We start from the raw sequence: 18,874 nt of genomic DNA on the forward strand, positions 1-18,874 counted from the left end.
ATGCCGTCCCGCCCGCTGCCCGTCGTCGACGACCGGGTCCACCTGCGGGCGGACTGCTCCCGGTGCGCCGGCCTGTGCTGCGTCGCACCCGAGTTCGCCGCCTCGGCCGATTTCGCGATCGACAAACCGGCCGGCACCCCCTGCCGGCACCTGGGCGAGGACTTCCGCTGCGGCGTCCACGCCACGCTGCGCGACCGGGGCTTCCCCGGCTGCACGGTGTTCGACTGCTTCGGCGCCGGCCAGCACATCACCCAGGCGACGTTCGGCGGCCGCACCTGGCGGGAGACGCCGGAGCTGGCCCGTGCCCAGTTCGCCGTCCTGCCCGTGATGCGCCAGCTGCACGAGATGCTCTGGCACCTCACCGAGGCGGTCTCCCTGCCCGCGGCCGCGCCGCTGCGCGCGGAGCTCCACGCGGTGCGCGACCGGATCGAGCGGCTCACCGGCGGCACCCCGGAGCAGCTGACCGCGCTCGACGTCGGCGCGCAGCGCGGACCGGTGGGGGAGCTGCTGGGCAGGGTCAGCGAGCTGGTGCGTGCGGGGACGCGGGCGCGGGACCGCCGGGGCGCCGACCTGGTGGGCCGCGACCTGAGGGGCACCGATCTGCGCGGCGCGAGCCTGCGCGGCGCCTACCTGATCGGTGCCGACCTCCGCGGCGCCGACCTGGGGACGGCGGACCTGCTCGGTGCCGATCTGCGCGCCGCCGACGTCCGGGGTGCGAACCTCGGCCGGTGCCTGTTCCTCACCCAGCCGCAGGTCTCGGCGGCCCGGGGCGATGCGGCCACGCGGATCCCGGTGGCGGTGCGCCGCCCGGCGCACTGGCGCTAGATGACCGGCTTGGGCAGGTAGGACAGCCGCGCCCGGCGGCGCAGGATGACCTTGCGGGTGCCGTCGGCGTGCAGCTGGAGGCGGGCCAGCTCCCACCCGCCGACGTCGGACTGCAGGCTGAGCATCGTGGCCGCTGCGGACCGGGAGGTGCCCGGCGGGATCCGCAGCGGCGCGAACTCGTAGTCCCCGGCGCTCTCCATCGGCCCGATTGTGCCTGCCGTTCGCCCGGAGGGCACGTGTTGGTCGCCTCCTCACACCGCCCCGTCCTGCCGGTTCGCCGGTCGGACGGCACGATGGGGGAGGACCGCATCCGCTTGTCAGGGAGGACGACGTGACCGAGCCCGCTTTCTCGAGCGACGTGCCCGACGCCGACCGCGCGGAGCAGGAGGCGCTCCTCGACCCGCCCGCTCCGTCGCGCGCGGGGGAGGCGGCGTCGCCCACCGGCGACGTGCCCGAAGCCGATGCGCTGGAGCAGCAGCTGGCTGCCCGCCCCGGCGAAGCCGGCGGCCCCCGGGAGCCCATCGGGTACCGCGAGGCGAACGACGCCGACGTCCTCGAGCAGGAGACCGTCGTCCCGATCGAGGACGACGAACCGGGGGAGTGACCCCCGTGCAGTGATCGGCTCGCACCGCCCGGCCGCCCTCCCGGAGGGCGGCCGGGCGGTGTCGTGTGGGCAACGGCACAGGAAACCACTCATCCGGGTCGCGGGACATGACGGTTGCGTGACAAAGCTTCCGTCGGGCCTTGTCCGTGACCTTTTCGTTTCCTGAGCCCTGTTAGGTCATCGGCGACGGAGACGGATCGAGGAGTGCCCACGGGCCTGTCCCAGCCGCGTCGTGCGACGCGGCGGCACTCCTCCGGGCGGTGCGCCAGAGCGCTCGCACGAGTCCTGACCCCGCTGGCGACCTGCGCCGGTGAGCGGTCGCGACCTTGGCAACGGACGACCAGCAGACCTCCTGCGCCGGTGCCCGCCCGGGATCCGCACGACGATCACCGGAGGTAGCACGTGCCAGTCCTGAGAGTGGAAGGCCTCTACAAGGTCTTCGGTCGACGACCGGAGGACGTCGTCGACCGGTTGCGAGCCGGCGCCTCGGCCGCCGAGGTGCAGGCATCGGGTGCCACGGCCGCGGTCATCGACGCCTCGTTCGAGGTGGAGCAGGGCGAGATCTTCGTGGTCATGGGTCTGTCCGGGTCGGGCAAGTCCACCCTCATCCGGATGCTCAACGGCCTGGTGCGGCCGACCGCGGGGCACGTCTACGTCGGCGACGAGGACGTCGCGGCGCTCGACCCCAAGGGGCTGCGCGCCGTGCGGCAGCAACGGATCAGCATGGTGTTCCAGCACTTCGCCCTGCTGCCGCACCGGAGCGTGCTCGAGAACACCGCCTACGCGCTCGAGGTGCGAGGGGTCGACCGCCGGGAACGGCAGGCGGCCGCCCGCGAGGCGCTGGAGATGGTGGGGCTGCAGGCGTGGGCCGACCACCGCCCGGACGAGCTCTCGGGCGGGATGCAGCAGCGGGTCGGCCTGGCCCGGGCGCTGGCCGCCGGGACCGACATCCTGCTCATGGACGAGGCGTTCAGCGCGCTGGACCCGCTCATCCGGCGGGAGATGCAGGACCAACTGATGGACCTGCAGTCGCGGCTGGGCAAGACGATCGTCTTCATCACCCACGACCTCAACGAGGCCATGCGGCTCGGCGACCGGGTAGCCGTCATGCGCGACGGCCGCATCGTCCGGCTCGACACGCCGGAGGCGATCCTCGCCGACCCGGGTGACGAGTACCTGGAGCGGTTCCTCGCCGACGTCGACCGGTCCCGCGTCTTCACCGCCGGCGACGTGATGAGCGCGCCGGTGGAGGGGGCCGACGGGCGGCCGGTCGCCACCGCCGTCACCGTCGCGCCGGACACCCCGCTGGCCGACCTCCTCGAGCCGTCCGCGCTGTCGGAGGCGCCGCTGCTGGTCGCCGACGAGGCCGGGGAGGCGCTCGGGGTCGTCACCCGCGGCGACGTGCTCGCCGCGCTCGGCGGCGTCAGCACCGACGGCGCGCACCCCCCGGCCCCGGCCGACGACGACCCGCAGACCGTGGAGGCGCCCCGTGCCTGAGACCCCCCTGATCACCGCGGCCGAGGAGAGCGCGCTCCCGCGCGTGCCGCTCGGCGACTGGATCGACACCGGCTTCGACTGGCTCAAGGAGAACTTCGACCCGGTCTTCGACGCCGTGAGCACGGGCATCGAGACCGCCGTCGACGGGATCACCGAGGTGCTCCTCTTCCCGCCGCCGTTGCTCTTCGCGGTGCTGCTGGCGCTGCTCGGCCTGGCGGCACGGTCGATCGCCTTCGGGATCGGTTCCCTGGTCGGCCTGCTCCTCATCCAGAGCCTGGAGCTCTGGGAGGCGGCGATGGAGACGCTGTCCCTGCTGCTGTTCGCCACCGTCGTCGCTCTGGTGATCGCGATACCGACCGGCATCGCGGCGGCGAAGAGCGACCGCATCAGCTCGGTCGTCCGGCCGGTGCTGGACTTCATGCAGACGATGCCCGCCTTCGTCTACCTCGTCCCGGCGGTCATCTTCTTCAGCATCGGGGTGGTCCCCGGCGTCATCACCACCATGGTGTTCGCCATGCCCCCCGGCGTGCGACTCACCGAGCTCGGCATCCGCCAGGTCGATGCGGAGACCGTCGAGGCCGGCTACGCGTTCGGCAGCTCGCCGGGGCAGATCCTGCGCGGCATCCAGCTGCCCCTGGCCCGGCCGACGATCATGGCCGGCGTCAACCAGGTGATCATGCTGGGCCTGTCGATGGCCGTGATCGCCGGGCTCATCGGTGCCGGCGGCCTGGGCCAGATCGTGGTCACCAGCATCTCCCGCCTGGACGTGGGGCTGGGTTTCGAGGCCGGTCTCGCCGTGGTCATCCTGGCCATCTACCTGGACCGGCTCACCGCCGCCTTCGGCAGGTCGGACACGGCGTCCCCCTTCGGCCGCGTGCGCCGCACCCTCCGCCGCCGGAGAGGGCCGAGCGCGTCGACGAGCGTCGGCAGCGGCACCGTCCCGGCCCCCGGCCAGCCCACCGAGGAGCTGGCCACAGCGTCCCCGCGGTCCTGATGAGACGGCCCGGACGGGCCGGTCAGGACCAGCGGACGACGATCCGCGACCTTCGTGGATCGGTAGCAACACCGGAAGGAGCACTACCTGTGCGCAAGCATGCAACCCGGCTCGCCGCCGGACTGGCCGCCGTCGCCCTGAGCGCCACCGCCTGTGGTGGGGACGAGGGCACGGAGGACACCACCGCTGCCGGCAACGGCAGCGGGAGCGAGAGCTGCGACTCGGTCACCCTCGGGTTCATCCCGTCCTGGACCGACGGGCTGAGCACCGCCTACCTCTGGCAGAACGTCCTCGAGGACCGCGGCCTCGAGGTCGAGTTCGAGGAGATCTCGGAGGCCGGGGTGCTGTACTCCGGTCTGGCCGGCGGGGACGTCGACGTCTACCCCTCGGCCTGGTCGGAGGTCACCCACGCCGACTACATGGACGAGTACGGCGACCAGATCGAGGACCTCGGGGCCTGGTACGAGGGCGCCGTCCTCACCCTGGCCGTGCCGGAGTACGTCGACATCGACTCGATCGCCGACCTGGCCGGCAACGCCGACATGTTCGGCGGCCGCATCGTCGGGATCGAGCCCGGTGCCGGTCTGACCCGCACCACCAAGGACAGCGTGATGCCGACCTACGGCCTCGACGACTCCTACCAGCTCGTCGAGTCCTCCACCACGGCGATGCTGGCCGAGCTCCAGTCGGCCGTCGACGCCGAGGAGGACATCGTCGTCACGCTGTGGCACCCGTTCTGGGCCTACAACGAGTTCCCGCTCAAGGACCTCGCCGACCCGGAGGGCGCCCTGGGTGACCCCGAGGCCCTGCACCTGCTCGGCCGCGAGGGCTTCAGCAGCGACTGCGCCGAGGTCGCCGAGCTCATGGGTGAGCTGCAGCTGAGCGACGAGCAGTACGCCTCGCTGGAGAACACCGTCGTCAACGAGTACGGCGAGGGCCAGTACGCCGAGGGCGTCGAGGCGTGGCTCGAGGCGAACCCGGACGTCGCGGAGACCCTGAAGAGCTGACGCGGCTCGCTCCCCGGAGCGACGGGCGCGGGGCCCGGCGGTGCATCCGCCGGGCCCCGCGTCGTTCCGCCGGGTGGGTGAACGACCTGCACCCGAGCTGCCCCGACCCTGCCGGTCCGGCACGGTGGGGCGTGGACCGGGAGGTGCGGGCTGTGGCGACGGACGGGGATCGACGGTCGGTGCGTGACGCCGCGGTGCGGGAGGCCACCGAGCGCTGGGCCCACGCTGCCGGGGTCTCTCCGTCCGTGGCGCGGGGCATGGCGCCCACGAGGCGTCCGGTCGCCGTCCGCCTGCTCCGCGGAGCGCTGCTCGGCGCGGCGTTCGGCGCCCTCCTGCTGCTCCTGGCGTCCAGCGCCGGCACCTCCACCACTCCCTGGGTGCTGCTCGTCGTCGCCCTCGGGCTGCTCGTCGTCCGGATCGGCGGGCCGGGGCGGCGGAGCTACCGACGGACGGCCGCGTCCGGGAGGTGATCTCCACGCCGGTCGCGTGCGGGGGCGCCCCTTTTCGCCGGACGACTTCTTTGGTTAGGCTGCCCTAACTGACCGAGGAGGGGCCATGCCGAGCAGCCCGACCCACCCCGCGCCCGAGCGCCGTCCGGAGGCCGACGGGCTCCGGCCCGCGCCGGCCGAGCGCGCCCGCACCGTCGCCACGCGGTCCGCCGCGACCGTCTGCGCGCCCGGTGTCGAAGGCGGCCGGCTGCTCGCCCACACCGTCACCAGCGCCGGGCAGGTGCTGCTGGTCGTCCCCGCCGACGGGGACATCGCCGACGCCGTCCACCGCGCGCCCGACCAGGACCTCTCGGCCCTGCTGATGGTCAGCGACCACGCACCGGTGCCGCTGCGCCGGCCGATCCGGGCGCAGCTGTGGCTCTCCGGCTGGGCGACGCCGGTGCGGGCCGAGGACGAGCGGGCCGCCGTCCTCGCCTTCGCCGAGACCCGGCCCACCGAGGTCCTGCTCGACGTCGGCCGGTCCGCGCGGCTGCTGCGCCTCGACCTCGCCGAGGTGGTCCTGGGGGAGGGCGGCGACGGCGTCGAGGTCAGCCCGCAGGAGTTCGCGGTGGCCCGCCCCGACCCGCTGGCCGCCGTCGAGGCCGACCACCTGCGCCACCTCGCCGGCGCGCACGCCGACGTCCTCGCGCTCCTGGCCGGCCGCGTCCCGGCCGACGTGGTGGGCCCGGCCGGCGTCGTCCGCCCGCTCGGCCTGGACCGCTTCGGGTTCCGGCTGCGCGTGGAGCAGCCGCTGGGCCACACCGACGTGCGGGTGCCGTTCCCACGCCCGCTCACCTGCGCCGGCCAGCTCGGCGCCGCCGTCGGCCAGCTGCTCTGCGCGGCCCGGGCGGCACGGGACTGCCGCGGCTGACGGCGTTCAGCCGGCGATCTCGCGCAGCAGCCCGGCCAGCCGGGTGCGCCGCGGGCGCACGTCGACGTCACGGACCGCCCGGGCCAGGGCGGCCCCGCTGGCGTGCACGATCGACAGGTGCTTCTGCGCGCGGGTCAGCGCGGTGTAGACCAGCGGACGGGAGAGCATCCCGCCGGCCTCGGGCGGGAGCACCACGACGACGCCGGGCCACTCCGACCCCTGCGCGCGGTGCACGGTGATCGCCCAGCCGTGCCGCAGATCGGGCAGCGCATTGCCGGTGACGGCGACCGGGCCGGAGCTGAAGTCCACGGTCAGCGACCCGTCCCCGGTCCCGGTGACGACGCCGACCTCGCCGTTGGCGAAGCCGGTGGGCTCCAGGTCCAGGTGGTTGGCGGTGGCCACCACGCGGTCGCCGACGTCGAAGCCGAACACCGTGCCGTCACCGGGGTTCAGCTGCGCCTTGAGCGCCTTGTTCAGCTCGATGGTCCCGGCCGGCCCGCGGTGCACCGGGGTGACGACCTGCACCCCGCCGGGGTCGATGCCCAGAGCACGCGGGATCGAGTCGGTGACCAGCTGGACCACGCGGCGAGCGGCCTCGCCGCTGCCGGTGGCCGGCACGACGACGACCTCGCGGTCGGGGGAGTCGACCGGCGGCAGCTGCCCCTCCCGCACGGCCGACGCCAGCCGCGCGATCGCTCCGCCCTCGGCCTGCCGGTAGAGGGTGGTCAGCTCGGTCACCGGGACGACGCCGGAATCGATCAGGTCGCCCAGCACGTGTCCGGGGCCGATCGAGGGCAGCTGCGCCGGGTCGCCGACCAGCAGCAGGTGGGTGCCGTCGGGGCAGGCCTCCAGGAGTGCGGCGGTCAGCTCGACGTCGAGCATCGAGGCCTCGTCGACCACCACGACGTCGGCGTCCAGCGGCCACTCCTCGTTGCGGGAGAAGCCACCCGAGGCGCCCTGTGCCCCGAGCAACCGGTGCACCGTGACCGCGGGGTGGTCGGTGAGCTCCTCCAGCCGCTTGGCCGCCCGGCCGGTGGGTGCCGCGAGCGCGACGTCGGTGCCCTTGGTGCGCAGCAGCTGCACGACCGCGGCCACCGTGCGGCTCTTCCCGGTGCCCGGGCCGCCCGTGAGCAGGCTGACCCCGGCCGAGAGCACCTGGGCCACCGCCTGCTTCTGCGCCTCGTCCAGCCCCTTGGCCACCGAGCGCACCGAGGCCGGGTCGGCGATCCGCTCGGCGGCGGCGGCGAGCCGGGCCACGTTCTCGGCCACCGCCTCCTCGGCCATGCCGTACCGGGCCAGCGACAGCATCCGCAGCGCGGGATCGGGTTCGGGGAGCTCGTCGACGTCCTCGTCGGGCTCCGGCTCGGGCGGCTCGTGGTCGAGCACGTCGCCGGAGTCGACGGCCGCGACGATCGCGGCCGCCGGGTCGGCGATGCCCTCGGCCTGCAGCGCGGCCACGACCAGGTCCACCGGCAGCACGGTGTGTCCGTCGCGGGTCGCCGTCCGCAGGGTGAGCCCCACGATGGCGCGGCCGCGCCGGGAGTCCTGCCGGTCGGCGCCCTTGAGCACGGCGATCGCGAGCCGGTCGGCGTCGGTCAGCGTCACGCCGGAGAGCCCCAGCAGGGCCCACGGGTCGTCCCGCAGCCGGCGGGCGGCGTCCTGGCCCAGCGCGTCGGCCACCCCGGCGGCCAACTTGGCCGGCAGCCCGGCGCCCACGAGCAGCTCGACCACCTCGTAGGTGGGGGCGGCGGCGAGGAAGCTGGAGAACAGCCGCTCGGCGCGCTGCCGGCCCACCCGCGGCAGCTTCAGCAACCGGTCGGCGGTGACGTCGTCCGGGGTGGTGATGCCGGCGGCCGGCAGCTCCGCCGCCGCGCGCTTGCCGAGCCCCGGCCACAGCCCGGCCGCGCAGAAGGCGGCGAAGACCAGGTCCGGGCCGGGGGTCGTGGGGTCGGCGCTCACCGGTCGGACCGGCGATCGGGATAGCTGAAGTGCGGGGCGGAGACGTCCTCCAGCGCGGTGCGGATCGCGGCGGGCAGCCGCACGCCGTCGGAGTCCAGGGACGCCTGCAGCTGCTGGGCGGTGCGCGCGCCGACCACCGGGGCGACGACGCCGGGCCGGTCCCGCACCCAGGCCAGCGCCACCGCCAGCGGGGTGGTGCCCAGGCCCTGGGCCGCGGTGATCACCGCCTCGACGATGCGGTCGGCCGCAGCCGAGCGGAGGTTGTCGATGAAGCCCTGCCACTGCGCCGACGCCCCGCGGCTCTCCGACGGCGTGCTGTGCCGGTACTTGCCGGTCAGCAGCCCACGGCCGAGCGGCGACCAGGCGAGCACGCCGAGCCCCAGCGCCTCGGCGGCCGGCACGACCTCCCGCTCCACGCCGCGCTGCAGCAGCGAGTACTCGACCTGGGTGCTCACCAGCGGCGTGCGCCCCGGCCACGCCTTCTGCCAGGTCGCGGCCTGGGCGGTCTGCCAGCCCGTGAAGTTGCTCACCCCGACGTAGCGCGCGCGCCCCGAGGAGACGGCGAGGTCGCAGGCGGCCAGCGTCTCCTCCAGCGGCGTCGTCTCGTCCCAGGCGTGCAGCTGCCAGAGGTCGACGTAGTCCAGGCCCAGCCGCTCCAGCGACGCGTCCAGCGCCGAGATGAGGTGCCCCCGGGAGGCGCCCCGGCCCATGGGACCGGGTCCTGTGCGCCCGACGGCCTTGGTGGCGACGAGCACCTGCGAACGGGGGACGACGTCGGCCAGCAGGTGGCCGAGGGTGCGCTCGCTCTCGCCGTCGCAGTAGACGTCGGCCGTGTCGACCAGCGTGCCACCGGCGTCGACGAAGGCCGTCAGCTGCATGGCGGCCTCGTCCTCGTCGGTGTCGCCGCCCCAGGTCATCGTGCCCAGCGCGAGCCGGGACACGATCAGACCGCTGCGCCCCAACGCCCGTTGCTCCACGACCGGCCAACCTACCGCCGTCACCCGGCGCGCACCCGGGAGCACCGGCCGCTGCGGGGCGGCGTGCCGGGGCCGGACCGGCCGCCACCTAAGGTCAGCGGTCGTGCCCGAACGATCCGCTCTCCGTCCGGCCGCCAGCCGTCCCCTCGGGGGGCGCTGAGATGGGCTGGCTCGAAGCCGTCGTCCTCGGCCTGGTGCAGGGGCTCACCGAGTTCCTCCCCATCTCCTCGAGCGCCCACCTGCGGGTCGTGGGGGAGGCCTTCGGGTGGCAGGACCCCGGCGCGGCGTTCACCGCGATCACCCAGATCGGCACCGAGGCCGCGGTGCTGCTCTACTTCCGGCACGACATCTGGCGGATCATCACCGCCTGGGTCGCCTCGCTCGGTGGGCGGCGGAAGGGCGACCCCGACGCCCGCATGGGCTGGCTGATCATCGTCGGCACCCTGCCGATCGTCGTCCTGGGCCTGCTGTTCCAGGACTCGATCGAGACGACGTTCCGCGACCTGCGCATCACGGCGACCGCCCTGATCCTGTTCTCGCTGGTGCTGTTCTGGGCCGATCGCGTGGGGGCCAAGCGGCGTGAGCTCGACCGGCTGACGGTCGGCCACGGCATCGCGTTCGGCTTCGCGCAGGCGATGGCGCTGATCCCGGGGGTCTCCCGCTCCGGCGGCACGATCACCGCCGGGCTCTTCCTCGGGTACACCCGGTCGGCCGCGGCCCGGTACTCGTTCCTGCTGGCCGTGCCGGCGGTGCTGGGCGCCGGGTTCTTCCAGGTCTACGAGGTGCTCAGCGGGGACGTCGCGGGCCCGCCGATCGCCTGGGGCCCGACCATCCTCGCCACCGTCCTGGCGTTCGTCGTGGGTCTGGTCGTCATCGCCTGGCTGCTGCGCTACCTGGACCGGGGCAGCTACGTGCCCTTCGTCGTCTACCGCATCCTGCTGGGCCTGCTCATCCTGGGCCTGGTGTTCGCCGGGGTCCTGGACCCCACCACCCCCGTCGACGTCACCCCCACGCCCATCCCGCGCTGAGCCCCGCCGCCCGCGGACACGCTCGGGAGCGGGACAGCGGCGACCCGGAGCCGATAGGGCTCCGGGTCGCCACGGGAGACGTGTGGCTCAGCCCTCCGTGCCGGCGTCGAGGTCCAGCGTCCCGATCATCGCGTCGAGCACCTCGACGTTGCGCTCGTAGTCGAACTTCGGCAGGCCGACGGTGTCCGCGACCAGCGTGCGCGGTCCGTGCTCACCCTCCTCGAGGGCGACGGCGTACCGGGTCGACGGCGTGCCCTCGGGCCAGAGCCCCTCGCCGGTGGCGGTGCGCTCGATCCGCACGGCGTCCCGGCCGTCCACGGTCAGCTCACGGCGGGCCTGCTCCCCGGGCTGCTCCTGGGTGACCCGGTCGAAGGCCACCGGCTCGATCGAGAAGGCGATCGCGGCCACGCGCACGTCGGTGGCATCGGGCACGTCGAAGTCCTGCGGGGAGAACCGGCTGCAGGCCGGCACGGTCTCACCGGCGTTCACCGACCAGTCCGACGGGTGGTCGACCGCGAACCCGGCCGGGCTGGTGCAGCGCTCGCCCAGCACGACGCCGTCGGGCTGCCGGTCGAGGACGTCGACGACGATCCGCTGCGGGTCGGCCAGCCGGGCGACCGCGAACGGCCGGCGCTGGTCGAGCCCCGCGTAGAAGGAGTAGCGGCCCTCGAACAGGGTGTCGGCGACCAGGGCCTCCAGCGTGCTCGTCCCGGCGATCTCCAGCCGCTCCTCGCCCTCCCAGGGCGTGACGCCCTCGGGCGCGTCGCCCGGGTACAGCAGGTTGGACAGGGTGATCCCCAGGGTGGCGTCGCCGGGCACCTCCAGCGGGTGGCCCGAGCCCGCGCTGCGCGGGTCCTCGGTGTAGCCGATCTGGTACCCGGCCTCGCCGTCACCGGCGAGCTCGAAGACGATCCGGTCGAAGCCGTCGTGGGCGCCCAGCCGGACGTCGGTCAGCACGACCGCCGACCCGGTGGCCTCGACGTCGACGTCGGCGGTGTCGCCCTGGCCGACCGGCTCCAGGCCGTCGGACTGGTGCAGGACGTCGACGACCAGCCGCGCCGGGTCGGAGAACGTGGCGACGCCGAAGGGCACGTGCTCCTCCAGGCCGATCGTCCAGGTCAGCATCGCCTCGAAGTCGCCGGTCTGGACCGCCTCGCTGATCACCCGGCCGCCGGGTGCGGTGATCTGGTCACGCCCGGTGTAGGTCTCCCGGGGCTCGTCACCGGAGAGGTCCACGCCGCTGGCCGGGCTGACCCGCACCTCCAGGAACGCCGAGCCGGCCACGGCGATCTCCCGGCCGGAGCCGTCCTCGGTGATCGGCGGCTCGACGTAGCCGACCCGGTAGCTGGGGACCTTCTCGCCCTCGAACTCGAGGACGAACCGGTCGAAGTCCTCGTGCCCGGCGGCGCGGACGTCGGTCAGGTAGGCCGGGGCGCCGCCGGCCGGGAACTCCCCGGCCTCCACGGTCTCGGTGCCCGGGTTCCCCACCGGGGGCAGCGGCTCGTGGGCCGGCTGCACCGGGCCGGGTGGGGTGGGCCCGGCCGGGACGATCGACGGGGCTGAGGTGGTCGGGGCGCCGGTGGTCGCCAGCAGCGTGCTGGCGCTCAGTCCGGCGAGGAGCAGACGCATCATCGCGATCTCGCCTCCTGGTCTCGGATGTCCGGTCCTCTCGTCCCCTGCCCGTGCTCCCCGTCCCCGAACACGCTTCGGGATGCCGTCACCCGATCGTCAAGCCATTGCCGGATCGTCATGTGCACCAGCGACCGGCGGGTCCTGCCCCGCCGCCGTGCTGCGGCGGCGGCTGCCACGGACCGGGGGAGGGACGGAGCACCGCCTACGCTCGCCCGGTGACCACCGTCATCCTCCTGCGGCACGGCCGGAGCACCGCGAACACCGGAGGGGTGCTCGCCGGCTGGACCCCTGGCGTCCAGCTCGACGACACCGGTCAGGCGCAGGCGCAGGCGGTGGCGCAGCGACTGGCGAAGGTGCCGCTGGCCGCCGTCGTCAGCAGCCCCCTGGAGCGGTGCCGGCAGACGGCGGGCGCCGTCGTCGCCGGGCGCGACCTGGAGCCGGCGATCGAGGAGCGGCTAGGGGAGGCGCGCTACGGCGACTGGACCGGCCGGCCGCTCAAGGAGCTGGTGAAGGAGCCGCTCTGGAAGGTCGTGCAGCAGCACCCCTCGGCCGCGGTGTTCCCGGGCCCGGAGGGGGAGGGCCTGGCCCAGACCCAGGCCCGGGCGGTGGCCGCCGTCCGCGAGTGGAACGCGCGGCTGGGCCCGGACGCGGTCTGGCTGGCCTGCAGCCACGGCGACGTCATCAAGGCCGTGCTCGCCGATGCCCTGGGGCTGCACCTCGACCAGTTCCAGCGGATCGTCGTCGACCCTGCCTCGATCTCGGTGGTCTCCTACACCGACACCCGGCCGTTCGTGGCCCGGATCAACGACACCGGCGGCGACGTCTCCGCGCTGATGCCCCCGCCCCGCAAGGGGCGCCGGCGCAAGGCCTCCTCGGACGCCGTGGTGGGAGGCGGGTCGGGCGCCCCCGCGTAACCTGGGCGCGTGCCCCGTCAGCTCCATCTCTTCGATCGCCCCAGCCGGTTCGTCGCGGGAACGGTCGGCCAGCCCGGGGACAGGACGTTCTACCTGCAGGCCACCGACGACACCGGGCGTACCGTCAGCGTCGCGCTGGAGAAGACGCAGGTGCAGGTCCTGGCCGACCGGATGGACGACCTGCTCGACGAGGTCAGCGGCCGGGCCGGCACGGTGATCCCGCCCGAGGCCGACGTCGACGACCTGGAGCCGCTCACCGCGCCGGTCGACGAGGAGTTCCGCGTCGCCGCGATGGGCCTGGCCTGGGACGGCACCGCCGAGGCCGTCGTCGTGGAGGCGGTGGCCGCCGGCGAGGAGCCGATCGAGGAGGACGTGATCCTCTCCGACAGCGACGAGGGGCCCGATGCGCTACGGGTGACGATCACCCCCATGGCCGCTCGTGCCTTCATCGCCCGCGCCCGCCGGGTCGTCGCCGCCGGGCGCCCGTCCTGCCCGTTGTGCTCCCTCCCGCTCGACCCGGTGGGCCACGTGTGCCCGCGGCAGAACGGCTACCGCCGCTGAGCGGCGGCCCGCGGTGAGCGAGCAGCCGGCGGAGGGGAGCGACCTCCGCCCGCCCGCCGACGACGCCGAGGCCCTGCAGCTGCTGCGGACCGGCGTGATCGACGTCGAGGGCCGGATGCTCGACGCGTCGAACGTGACCCTGGTCGGCGCCATCCGGTCCGGCGACCTCGCCGCCGAGTGCGTGTACAAGCCGGTCGCGGGGGAGCGGCCCCTGTGGGACTTCCCCGACGGCACCCTCGCCGGCCGGGAGATCTCCGCCCACCTGGTCTCCGAGGCGACCGGCTGGCGGATCGTGCCGCCCACCGTGCTCCGCGAGGGCCCGTTCGGCCCCGGCATGGTGCAGCTGTGGGTGGACGGCGACGAGGACGTCGACCTGGCCGCCTTCGTCCGCCGCGACGACCCGGCGCTGCGTCGCATGGCCGTGTTCGACGCCGTCGTGAACAACGCCGACCGCAAGGGCGGGCACATCATCCCGATGCCCGACGGCCACGTGCACGGCGTGGACCACGGCATCTGCTTCTCCGTCGACCCCAAGCTGCGCACCCTGCTGTGGCGCTGGGCCGGCTCGCCGTTGACCGTCGAGGCGCTGACGGTGCTCGAGCGCCTCGCCGACGAGCTGCGCGGCGACCTCGGGGAGCAGTTGCACGAGCACCTGACCCGTGCGGAGGTGCGCTGCACGCAGCGGCGGGTGGCCGAGCTGCTGCGCACCGGTCGCCACCCCGAGCCCAGCGGGGAGTGGCCCGCCCTGCCCTGGCCGCCCTTCTGAGCGGCGAGATCTGCACACTGGCCCCCGTCAGTGCGCCGTAGGGGGCAACATCGCAGAAGTCGCACGGGGCGCCGTCGTCCTGTCGGTGCCCTGGGCCAGGATCCCGCGCATGCCGCACCGCAGCCGTCTGTCCATCCTGTTGCTGGACCTGCCGCCGCAGCACCACACGGCCGGCACCGCCTTCTGGGCCGGCGCCACGGGGCGCACCGCCGCGCCCGACCCCGACGACGAGAAGTGGGCCTCGCTGGGGTCGTTCGCCGACGGCTGGCACGTCGAGGTGCAGCGGACGGGGGAGGGGACGCCGCCGCGCTGGCACGTCGACGTCGAGACCGACGACATCCCGGCCGAGGTCGCCCGGCTGGAGGCCCTGGGCGCCACCCGGCACCGCGACATGGGCGGCTTCTGGCAGATGCTGGATCCGGCCGGCCTGGTGTTCTGCGTCGTCGGCGTGCAGACCGGCCAGGAGTTCGAGCGGTACGCCGTCACCTGGCCCTAGGTGCGCGCTGCCCCTGCGGTTCCGGCCTCACTCCAGCGTCACGAGGTCGATCATCGCGGCCGCCTGCAGGCCGTCACCGTCGACGGTGAGCACCTCCAGCGGTACCCGGCGCCACACGGCCAGGAGCAGGTCGCCGGCGGTTCCGGTGAGCGCGGCGATCGGGAAGGGCTTCGTGCCGGGGAAGAGGGTGCGCTCGGCGTCGGCGTCCACGGCGTGGAGGACGACGGGGTGCGCGGACTCCGGCGGCCCGTCGGGCAGGGCGGCGGGCACCATGAGCTGCAGCCACTCGTCCAGGCCGTCCAGCCCCACGGGGGCGGGGATCGGGCGCACGTCGCCAAGCACCTGCTCGACGTCGACCGTGTGCACGGTGGCCTCCTGCAGCTGCCGGCGCAGGACGAACGCCACGTCCTTCTGCGGCGCCCAGGTCCACACCCGCTCGGCCGGGTCGGCTCCGGCGAGCGCCGCCTCCAGCTCGGCGCCCTGCGCGGCCACGTACCCCAGCAGCTCGTCGTCGGCGCGGCGCGTCGGCTCGACGTAGGTGGCGAGGTCCCGGGCACGGGTGCGCACCACCCACGCCCAGAAGTGCTGCACCTCGGACAGGTGCCACACCAGGTCGGCCAGCGACCACCCGGGGCACCCGGGGACCGGAGCCGCCCACCCGCGGGCGAGGACCGCCTCCGCGGCGGCGTCGGCGAACCGGGCGTCGACACGCCGCAGGGCCGGCAGGTACTCGTCGAGCTGCATTCGCTCCTCCTCCTGCAGAGGGGCGCCACCGGCGCCTTCCCCTCCGACGTGATGACCCGCACGGACCTGCGGGGCCGGTGCCGTCGGAGACCCGCTCTAGGCTCGTACCGTGCTCTCCTGGTCCGCCCCCCTGCTGCCGACCCTGCCCGGCACGGGCTCCGTGCTCAAGGTCTACGACACCGCTCGCGGTGAGATCGTCGCGACGACGCCGGACCGGACCGCACGGATGTACGTCTGCGGCATCACCCCGTACGACGCCACGCACCTGGGGCACGCCGCCACCTACCTGGCCTTCGACCTGGTCAACCGGGTGTGGCGCGACGCCGGGCACGCCGTCCACTACGTGCAGAACGTGACCGACGTCGACGACCCGCTGCTCGAGCGTGCCGCGCGCGACGGCGAGGACTGGATCGTCCTGGCCATGCGCGAGACGGCACTGTTCCGGGAGGACATGACGGCGCTGCGTGTACTGCCCCCGGAGGACTACGTGGGCGCGGTCGAGTCGATCCCCCGGATCGTGGCGTACATCGAGCAGCTGCTCGACGCCGGGCTGGCCTACGTCCTGGCCGACGGCACCGGCGACATCTACCACGACGTCGCGCAGGCCCCGGGCTTCGGCTCGGAGTCCGGCTACGACGAGGCCACGATGCTGACCTTGTTCGCCGAGCGTGGCGGGGACCCCGACCGGGCGGGCAAGCGCAACCGCCTGGACCCGCTGCTCTGGCGCGGTGAGCGACCCGAGGAGCCGGCCTGGCCCGGTCCGCGGGGCACCCGCGGCCGGCCGGGCTGGCACGTCGAGTGCGCCGCGATCGCGTTGGACACGATCGGCATGGAGTTCGACGTCCAGGGCGGCGGCAGCGACCTGGTCTTCCCGCACCACGAGTTCTCCGCCGTGCACGCCGAGGCGCTCACCGCCACCAAGCCCTTCGCCCGGGCCTACGTGCACGCCGCGATGATCGGCCTGGAGGGCGAGAAGATGAGCAAGAGCCGGGGGAACCTGGTCTTCGTCTCCAAGCTGCGCGGCGAGGGCGTGGACCCGATGGCCATCCGGCTGGCCCTGCTGTCCGGGCACTACCGCACCGACCGGGAGTGGAGCGACCGGCTGCTCGCCGAGGCGCAGGAGCGGCTGGACACCTGGCGGAGCGCCGTCGGCCGCGAGGCCGGCGCCCCGGCCGGCCCGGTGCTGCACGGGCTGCGCGAGCGACTGTCCGACGATCTCGACAGCCCCGGCGCGATCGCCCTGGTCGACGCCTGGGCCGCCCGCACCCTGGCCGGCGGCGAGGACCTGGAGGAGCACGCGCCGCAGGTCGTCTGCGACGCCGTCGACGCGCTCCTGGGCGTGGAGCTGCAGAACTTCTGATGGCCGGCGTCCTCGACGGTCCGTTCCGGCTCACCGACCGCGCGGCGCGCGAGCGGGCCGAGGAGCAGCTCGCACCCGCCGCGACCCGGGCGGTGGCCAGCCGGGGCCGGGCACGGCCGGAGGCGGAGGACGCGCTGCGCACCGCCTTCGAGCGGGACCGGGACCGGATCCTGCACGCGAAGGCGTTCCGCCGGCTCAAGCACAAGACCCAGGTCTTCCTCAACCCCGACGGCGACCACTTCGTCACCCGGCTGACGCACACGTTGCAGGTGACCCAGGTGGCGCGCTCGCTGGCCCGGGCGCTCGGGCTCAACGAGACGCTGGCCGAGGCGATCGCCCTGGGCCACGACGTGGGGCACTCGCCGTTCGGGCACATCGGCGAGGAGGCCTTCGACCCCTACGTCGACGGCGGCTGGCACCACGCCGCCCAGGGCGTGCGCATCGTGGAGGTGCTGGAGGACCTCAACCTCACCTGGGAGGTGCGCGACGGCATCCGCGCCCACAGCTGGAAGATCGACCCGCCGCCGGCCACCCGTGAGGCCGAGTGCGTGCGCTACGCCGACCGGATCGGTTACCTGTCCCACGACGCGCTGGACGCCGTCCGCGCCGGGGTCATCCGGACCTCCGACCTGCCCGCGCGCGCCGTCGCCGTCTTCGGGCAGCCGGGCAGCGAGATGGTCGGATCCATGATCGACGCCGTCGTCGAGGGCTCGCTGGCGCCGGGCAGCACGCGCGTGGTCATGGCCCCGGAGCCGCTGCAGGCGATGCACGAGCTGCGCGACTTCATGTTCGCCCGCGTGTACGCCTCCGACGTCGCCGCCGGGCAGAAGCACCTGGCGGTCGACGTCATCCGCCGGCTCGTCGACCACCACCTGGCCCACCCCGAGCTCATCCCGGCCAGCTACCGCGACACCGAGGCCGATCCGCTCACCCAGGTCGTCGACTACGTCTCCGGGATGACCGACCGGTTCGCCCTCGCCACGCACGACCGGCTGTTCGACGCCGACGCCTCGGCGCAGATGCGACCGCTGCTGCGCAGCGACTGACGACGCGCACCGCGCCACGGGCGGCCGTGGCCTGCTTCGACGGCGCCGGCCGCTCAGGCCCCGCCGGCGGGCCCACCCCGACGGCGCAGGTACCGCTCGAACTCCCGGGCGATCTGGTCGCCGTTGGCCTGCGACAGGTCCACCTCGGTGGCCCGCTCCTCCAGCGAGCGCACGTACTCGACGACCTCGGCGTCCTCGCTGGCCATCTCGTCGACGGTCTTCACCCAGTCCTCGGCCTGCTGCGGCAGGGCCCCGAGCGGCACCGTGATCTCCAGGACCTCCTCCACGCGCTGCAGCAGGGCGACGGTGGCGCGGGGCGACGGCGGCTGCGACACGTAGTGCGGGACGGCGGCCCAGAAGCTGATCGCCGGCAGCCCGGCCTGCACGCAGGCGTCCTGGAACACACCGAGGATCCCGGTCGGGCCCTCGTAGCGGGAGGTCTCCAGCCCGTAGGCCCGTGCGGACTCCTGGTCGTAGGCCGACCCGGTCACCGGCGTGGGCCGGGTGTGCGGGGTGTCGGCCAGCAGCGCGCCGAGCGCGACCACGATGGAGGCGTCGAGCTCGTCGAGGATCTCCAGCAGCTCCTCGCAGAAGCTGCGCCAGCGCATGTTCGGCTCGATGCCCCGGATGAGGACCACGTCGCGGTCCAGCCCCTTCGGCCGGGCCACGGAGATGCGGGTGGTGGGCCATTCGATGCGCCGGCTCACCCCGTCGATCAGGGAGACCGTGGGCCGGTTGACCTGGAAGTCGTAGTAGTCCTCGGGGTCGAGGGCGGCCAACGGCTTCGCGTCCCAGATCAGCTCGAGGTGCTCGACGGCCCCCGTGGCGGCGTCCCCGGCGTCGTTCCAGCCCTCGAACGCCACCACGACCACCGGGTCGGTGAGCTGCGGCAGGTCATCGGCGTCGGACTGAGGATCGATCACCCCTGTGAGCCTACGTCGCTCCGGCCGTGCCGCCCGGCCGTGCGCCGCGGGGTCCGGCCGCCGAACGCCCTCGTGGGCGGGCGTGGCGGCCCGCCACGCCTGCTGCACCGCCGGTGTGCCAGGTGCGAAGATGGGAGCCGACATCGGGAACGCCCAGGCCTGGGCCAGCCCGCCGGGGTGAC

At 74.4% G+C, this 18,874-nt stretch carries 20 protein-coding genes; 14 read left to right on the plus strand and 6 right to left on the minus strand.

All coding sequences use genetic code 11. The features are described from left to right. Nucleotides 1-825, plus strand: a complete 825-nt coding sequence (locus tag ACI79K_RS06735) for a pentapeptide repeat-containing protein (protein ID WP_456599305.1) — start codon at nucleotides 1-3, stop codon at nucleotides 823-825. On the opposite strand, the gene ACI79K_RS06740 is transcribed toward ACI79K_RS06735, so the two are convergent. Further along, nucleotides 822-1,025: a DUF5703 family protein gene (locus ACI79K_RS06740; protein ID WP_456587894.1), complete on the minus strand. Its 204-nt coding sequence runs from the start codon at nucleotides 1,023-1,025 to the stop codon at nucleotides 822-824. The two genes, ACI79K_RS06735 and ACI79K_RS06740, sit on opposite strands and share 4 nt — an antisense overlap. Nucleotides 1,026-1,156: 131 nt before the next feature. On the opposite strand from ACI79K_RS06740, the gene ACI79K_RS06745 reads away from it, so the two are divergent. From ACI79K_RS06745 to ACI79K_RS06770, 6 genes are all read left to right on the plus strand, one after another. Next, nucleotides 1,157-1,429, plus strand: coding sequence for a hypothetical protein (locus ACI79K_RS06745; protein ID WP_456599306.1), 273 nt, complete (start codon nucleotides 1,157-1,159; stop codon nucleotides 1,427-1,429). Between the two features lie 402 nt (nucleotides 1,430-1,831). Next, a complete protein-coding gene (locus ACI79K_RS06750) occupies nucleotides 1,832-2,926 on the plus strand; it encodes a quaternary amine ABC transporter ATP-binding protein (RefSeq protein ID WP_456599307.1) in 1,095 nt (364 codons plus the stop codon). Next, entirely contained in the window at nucleotides 2,919-3,920 is a 1,002-nt protein-coding gene (locus tag ACI79K_RS06755; protein WP_456587891.1) for an ABC transporter permease, read from the plus strand. Before ACI79K_RS06750 ends, ACI79K_RS06755 begins: the two co-directional genes overlap by 8 nt. A gap of 89 nt (nucleotides 3,921-4,009) precedes the next feature. Next, a complete protein-coding gene (locus tag ACI79K_RS06760; protein WP_456587890.1) occupies nucleotides 4,010-4,927 on the plus strand; it encodes a glycine betaine ABC transporter substrate-binding protein in 918 nt (305 codons plus the stop codon). Between the two features lie 179 nt (nucleotides 4,928-5,106). After that, nucleotides 5,107-5,397 carry a hypothetical protein gene (locus tag ACI79K_RS06765; RefSeq protein ID WP_456599308.1) on the plus strand — a complete coding sequence of 97 codons (291 nt, stop codon included), beginning with the start codon at nucleotides 5,107-5,109 and terminating at the stop codon, nucleotides 5,395-5,397. Between the two features lie 85 nt (nucleotides 5,398-5,482). Next, the gene (locus ACI79K_RS06770) at nucleotides 5,483-6,286 is read left to right on the plus strand and encodes a DUF2470 domain-containing protein (RefSeq protein WP_456599309.1); all 804 of its coding nucleotides are present in this window, start codon (nucleotides 5,483-5,485) and stop codon (nucleotides 6,284-6,286) included. 6 nt (nucleotides 6,287-6,292) lie between these two features. Here the strand turns inward: ACI79K_RS06770 and ACI79K_RS06775 are convergent, their stop codons facing one another. Next, nucleotides 6,293-8,245 carry an AAA family ATPase gene (locus ACI79K_RS06775; protein ID WP_456587887.1) on the minus strand — a complete coding sequence of 651 codons (1,953 nt, stop codon included), beginning with the start codon at nucleotides 8,243-8,245 and terminating at the stop codon, nucleotides 6,293-6,295. Beyond that, nucleotides 8,242-9,222 (minus strand): aldo/keto reductase, encoded by a 981-nt coding sequence (locus tag ACI79K_RS06780; RefSeq protein ID WP_456587886.1) that lies wholly within the window; start codon nucleotides 9,220-9,222, stop codon nucleotides 8,242-8,244. Before ACI79K_RS06780 ends, ACI79K_RS06775 begins: the two co-directional genes overlap by 4 nt. 161 nt (nucleotides 9,223-9,383) lie before the next feature. Here ACI79K_RS06780 and ACI79K_RS06785 point away from each other — a divergent pair, with 161 nt between their 5' ends. After that, complete coding sequence (locus tag ACI79K_RS06785; protein WP_456587885.1) at nucleotides 9,384-10,250, plus strand: undecaprenyl-diphosphate phosphatase; 867 nt, start codon at nucleotides 9,384-9,386, stop codon at nucleotides 10,248-10,250. A gap of 87 nt (nucleotides 10,251-10,337) precedes the next feature. On the opposite strand, the gene ACI79K_RS06790 is transcribed toward ACI79K_RS06785, so the two are convergent. Then, nucleotides 10,338-11,882 (minus strand): AMIN-like domain-containing (lipo)protein, encoded by a 1,545-nt coding sequence (locus ACI79K_RS06790; protein WP_456599310.1) that lies wholly within the window; start codon nucleotides 11,880-11,882, stop codon nucleotides 10,338-10,340. Between the two features lie 215 nt (nucleotides 11,883-12,097). Here ACI79K_RS06790 and ACI79K_RS06795 point away from each other — a divergent pair, with 215 nt between their 5' ends. The 4 genes from ACI79K_RS06795 (at nucleotide 12,098) to ACI79K_RS06810 (ending at nucleotide 14,619) form a co-directional block, all read left to right on the plus strand. After that, nucleotides 12,098-12,796 carry a histidine phosphatase family protein gene (locus ACI79K_RS06795; protein WP_456587883.1) on the plus strand — a complete coding sequence of 233 codons (699 nt, stop codon included), beginning with the start codon at nucleotides 12,098-12,100 and terminating at the stop codon, nucleotides 12,794-12,796. Between the two features lie 9 nt (nucleotides 12,797-12,805). After that, entirely contained in the window at nucleotides 12,806-13,357 is a 552-nt protein-coding gene (locus tag ACI79K_RS06800) for a DUF3090 family protein (RefSeq protein ID WP_456587882.1), read from the plus strand. A 13-nt stretch (nucleotides 13,358-13,370) separates the two neighbouring features. Continuing rightward, the gene (locus tag ACI79K_RS06805; protein ID WP_456587881.1) at nucleotides 13,371-14,123 is read left to right on the plus strand and encodes an SCO1664 family protein; all 753 of its coding nucleotides are present in this window, start codon (nucleotides 13,371-13,373) and stop codon (nucleotides 14,121-14,123) included. 109 nt (nucleotides 14,124-14,232) lie between these two features. After that, nucleotides 14,233-14,619: a VOC family protein gene (locus tag ACI79K_RS06810; protein WP_456587880.1), complete on the plus strand. Its 387-nt coding sequence runs from the start codon at nucleotides 14,233-14,235 to the stop codon at nucleotides 14,617-14,619. Nucleotides 14,620-14,646: 27 nt separating this feature from the next. Here the strand turns inward: ACI79K_RS06810 and ACI79K_RS06815 are convergent, their stop codons facing one another. Next, entirely contained in the window at nucleotides 14,647-15,363 is a 717-nt protein-coding gene (locus ACI79K_RS06815; protein ID WP_456587879.1) for a maleylpyruvate isomerase family mycothiol-dependent enzyme, read from the minus strand. 109 nt (nucleotides 15,364-15,472) lie between these two features. Between ACI79K_RS06815 and mshC the strand changes: the two genes are divergently transcribed. Then, on the plus strand, nucleotides 15,473-16,723 hold the full coding sequence (gene mshC / locus ACI79K_RS06820; RefSeq protein WP_456587878.1) for a cysteine--1-D-myo-inosityl 2-amino-2-deoxy-alpha-D-glucopyranoside ligase: 1,251 nt from the start codon (nucleotides 15,473-15,475) through the stop codon (nucleotides 16,721-16,723). Beyond that, on the plus strand, nucleotides 16,723-17,769 hold the full coding sequence (locus ACI79K_RS06825; protein ID WP_456587877.1) for an HD domain-containing protein: 1,047 nt from the start codon (nucleotides 16,723-16,725) through the stop codon (nucleotides 17,767-17,769). The genes mshC and ACI79K_RS06825 overlap by 1 nt, the downstream gene beginning before the upstream one ends. Nucleotides 17,770-17,822: 53 nt before the next feature. Here the strand turns inward: ACI79K_RS06825 and ACI79K_RS06830 are convergent, their stop codons facing one another. Beyond that, the gene (locus ACI79K_RS06830; RefSeq protein WP_456587876.1) at nucleotides 17,823-18,692 is read right to left on the minus strand and encodes a PAC2 family protein; all 870 of its coding nucleotides are present in this window, start codon (nucleotides 18,690-18,692) and stop codon (nucleotides 17,823-17,825) included. Between the last annotated feature and the right edge of the window lie 182 nt (nucleotides 18,693-18,874).

The sequence above is a fragment of the Blastococcus sp. SYSU DS0616 genome (assembly GCF_054051015.1).

Coding starts and splice junctions, on each gene's coding strand:
- ACI79K_RS06785 (WP_456587885.1), top strand. CDS start 9,384: ATGGGCTGGCTCGAAGCCGTCGTCCTCGGCCTGGTGCAGGGGCTCACC.
- ACI79K_RS06825 (WP_456587877.1), top strand. CDS start 16,723: ATGGCCGGCGTCCTCGACGGTCCGTTCCGGCTCACCGACCGCGCGGCG.
- ACI79K_RS06815 (WP_456587879.1), bottom strand. CDS start 15,363: ATGCAGCTCGACGAGTACCTGCCGGCCCTGCGGCGTGTCGACGCCCGG.
- ACI79K_RS06770 (WP_456599309.1), top strand. CDS start 5,483: ATGCCGAGCAGCCCGACCCACCCCGCGCCCGAGCGCCGTCCGGAGGCC.
- ACI79K_RS06740 (WP_456587894.1), bottom strand. CDS start 1,025: ATGGAGAGCGCCGGGGACTACGAGTTCGCGCCGCTGCGGATCCCGCCG.
- ACI79K_RS06735 (WP_456599305.1), top strand. CDS start 1: ATGCCGTCCCGCCCGCTGCCCGTCGTCGACGACCGGGTCCACCTGCGG.
- ACI79K_RS06810 (WP_456587880.1), top strand. CDS start 14,233: ATGCCGCACCGCAGCCGTCTGTCCATCCTGTTGCTGGACCTGCCGCCG.
- ACI79K_RS06790 (WP_456599310.1), bottom strand. CDS start 11,882: ATGATGCGTCTGCTCCTCGCCGGACTGAGCGCCAGCACGCTGCTGGCG.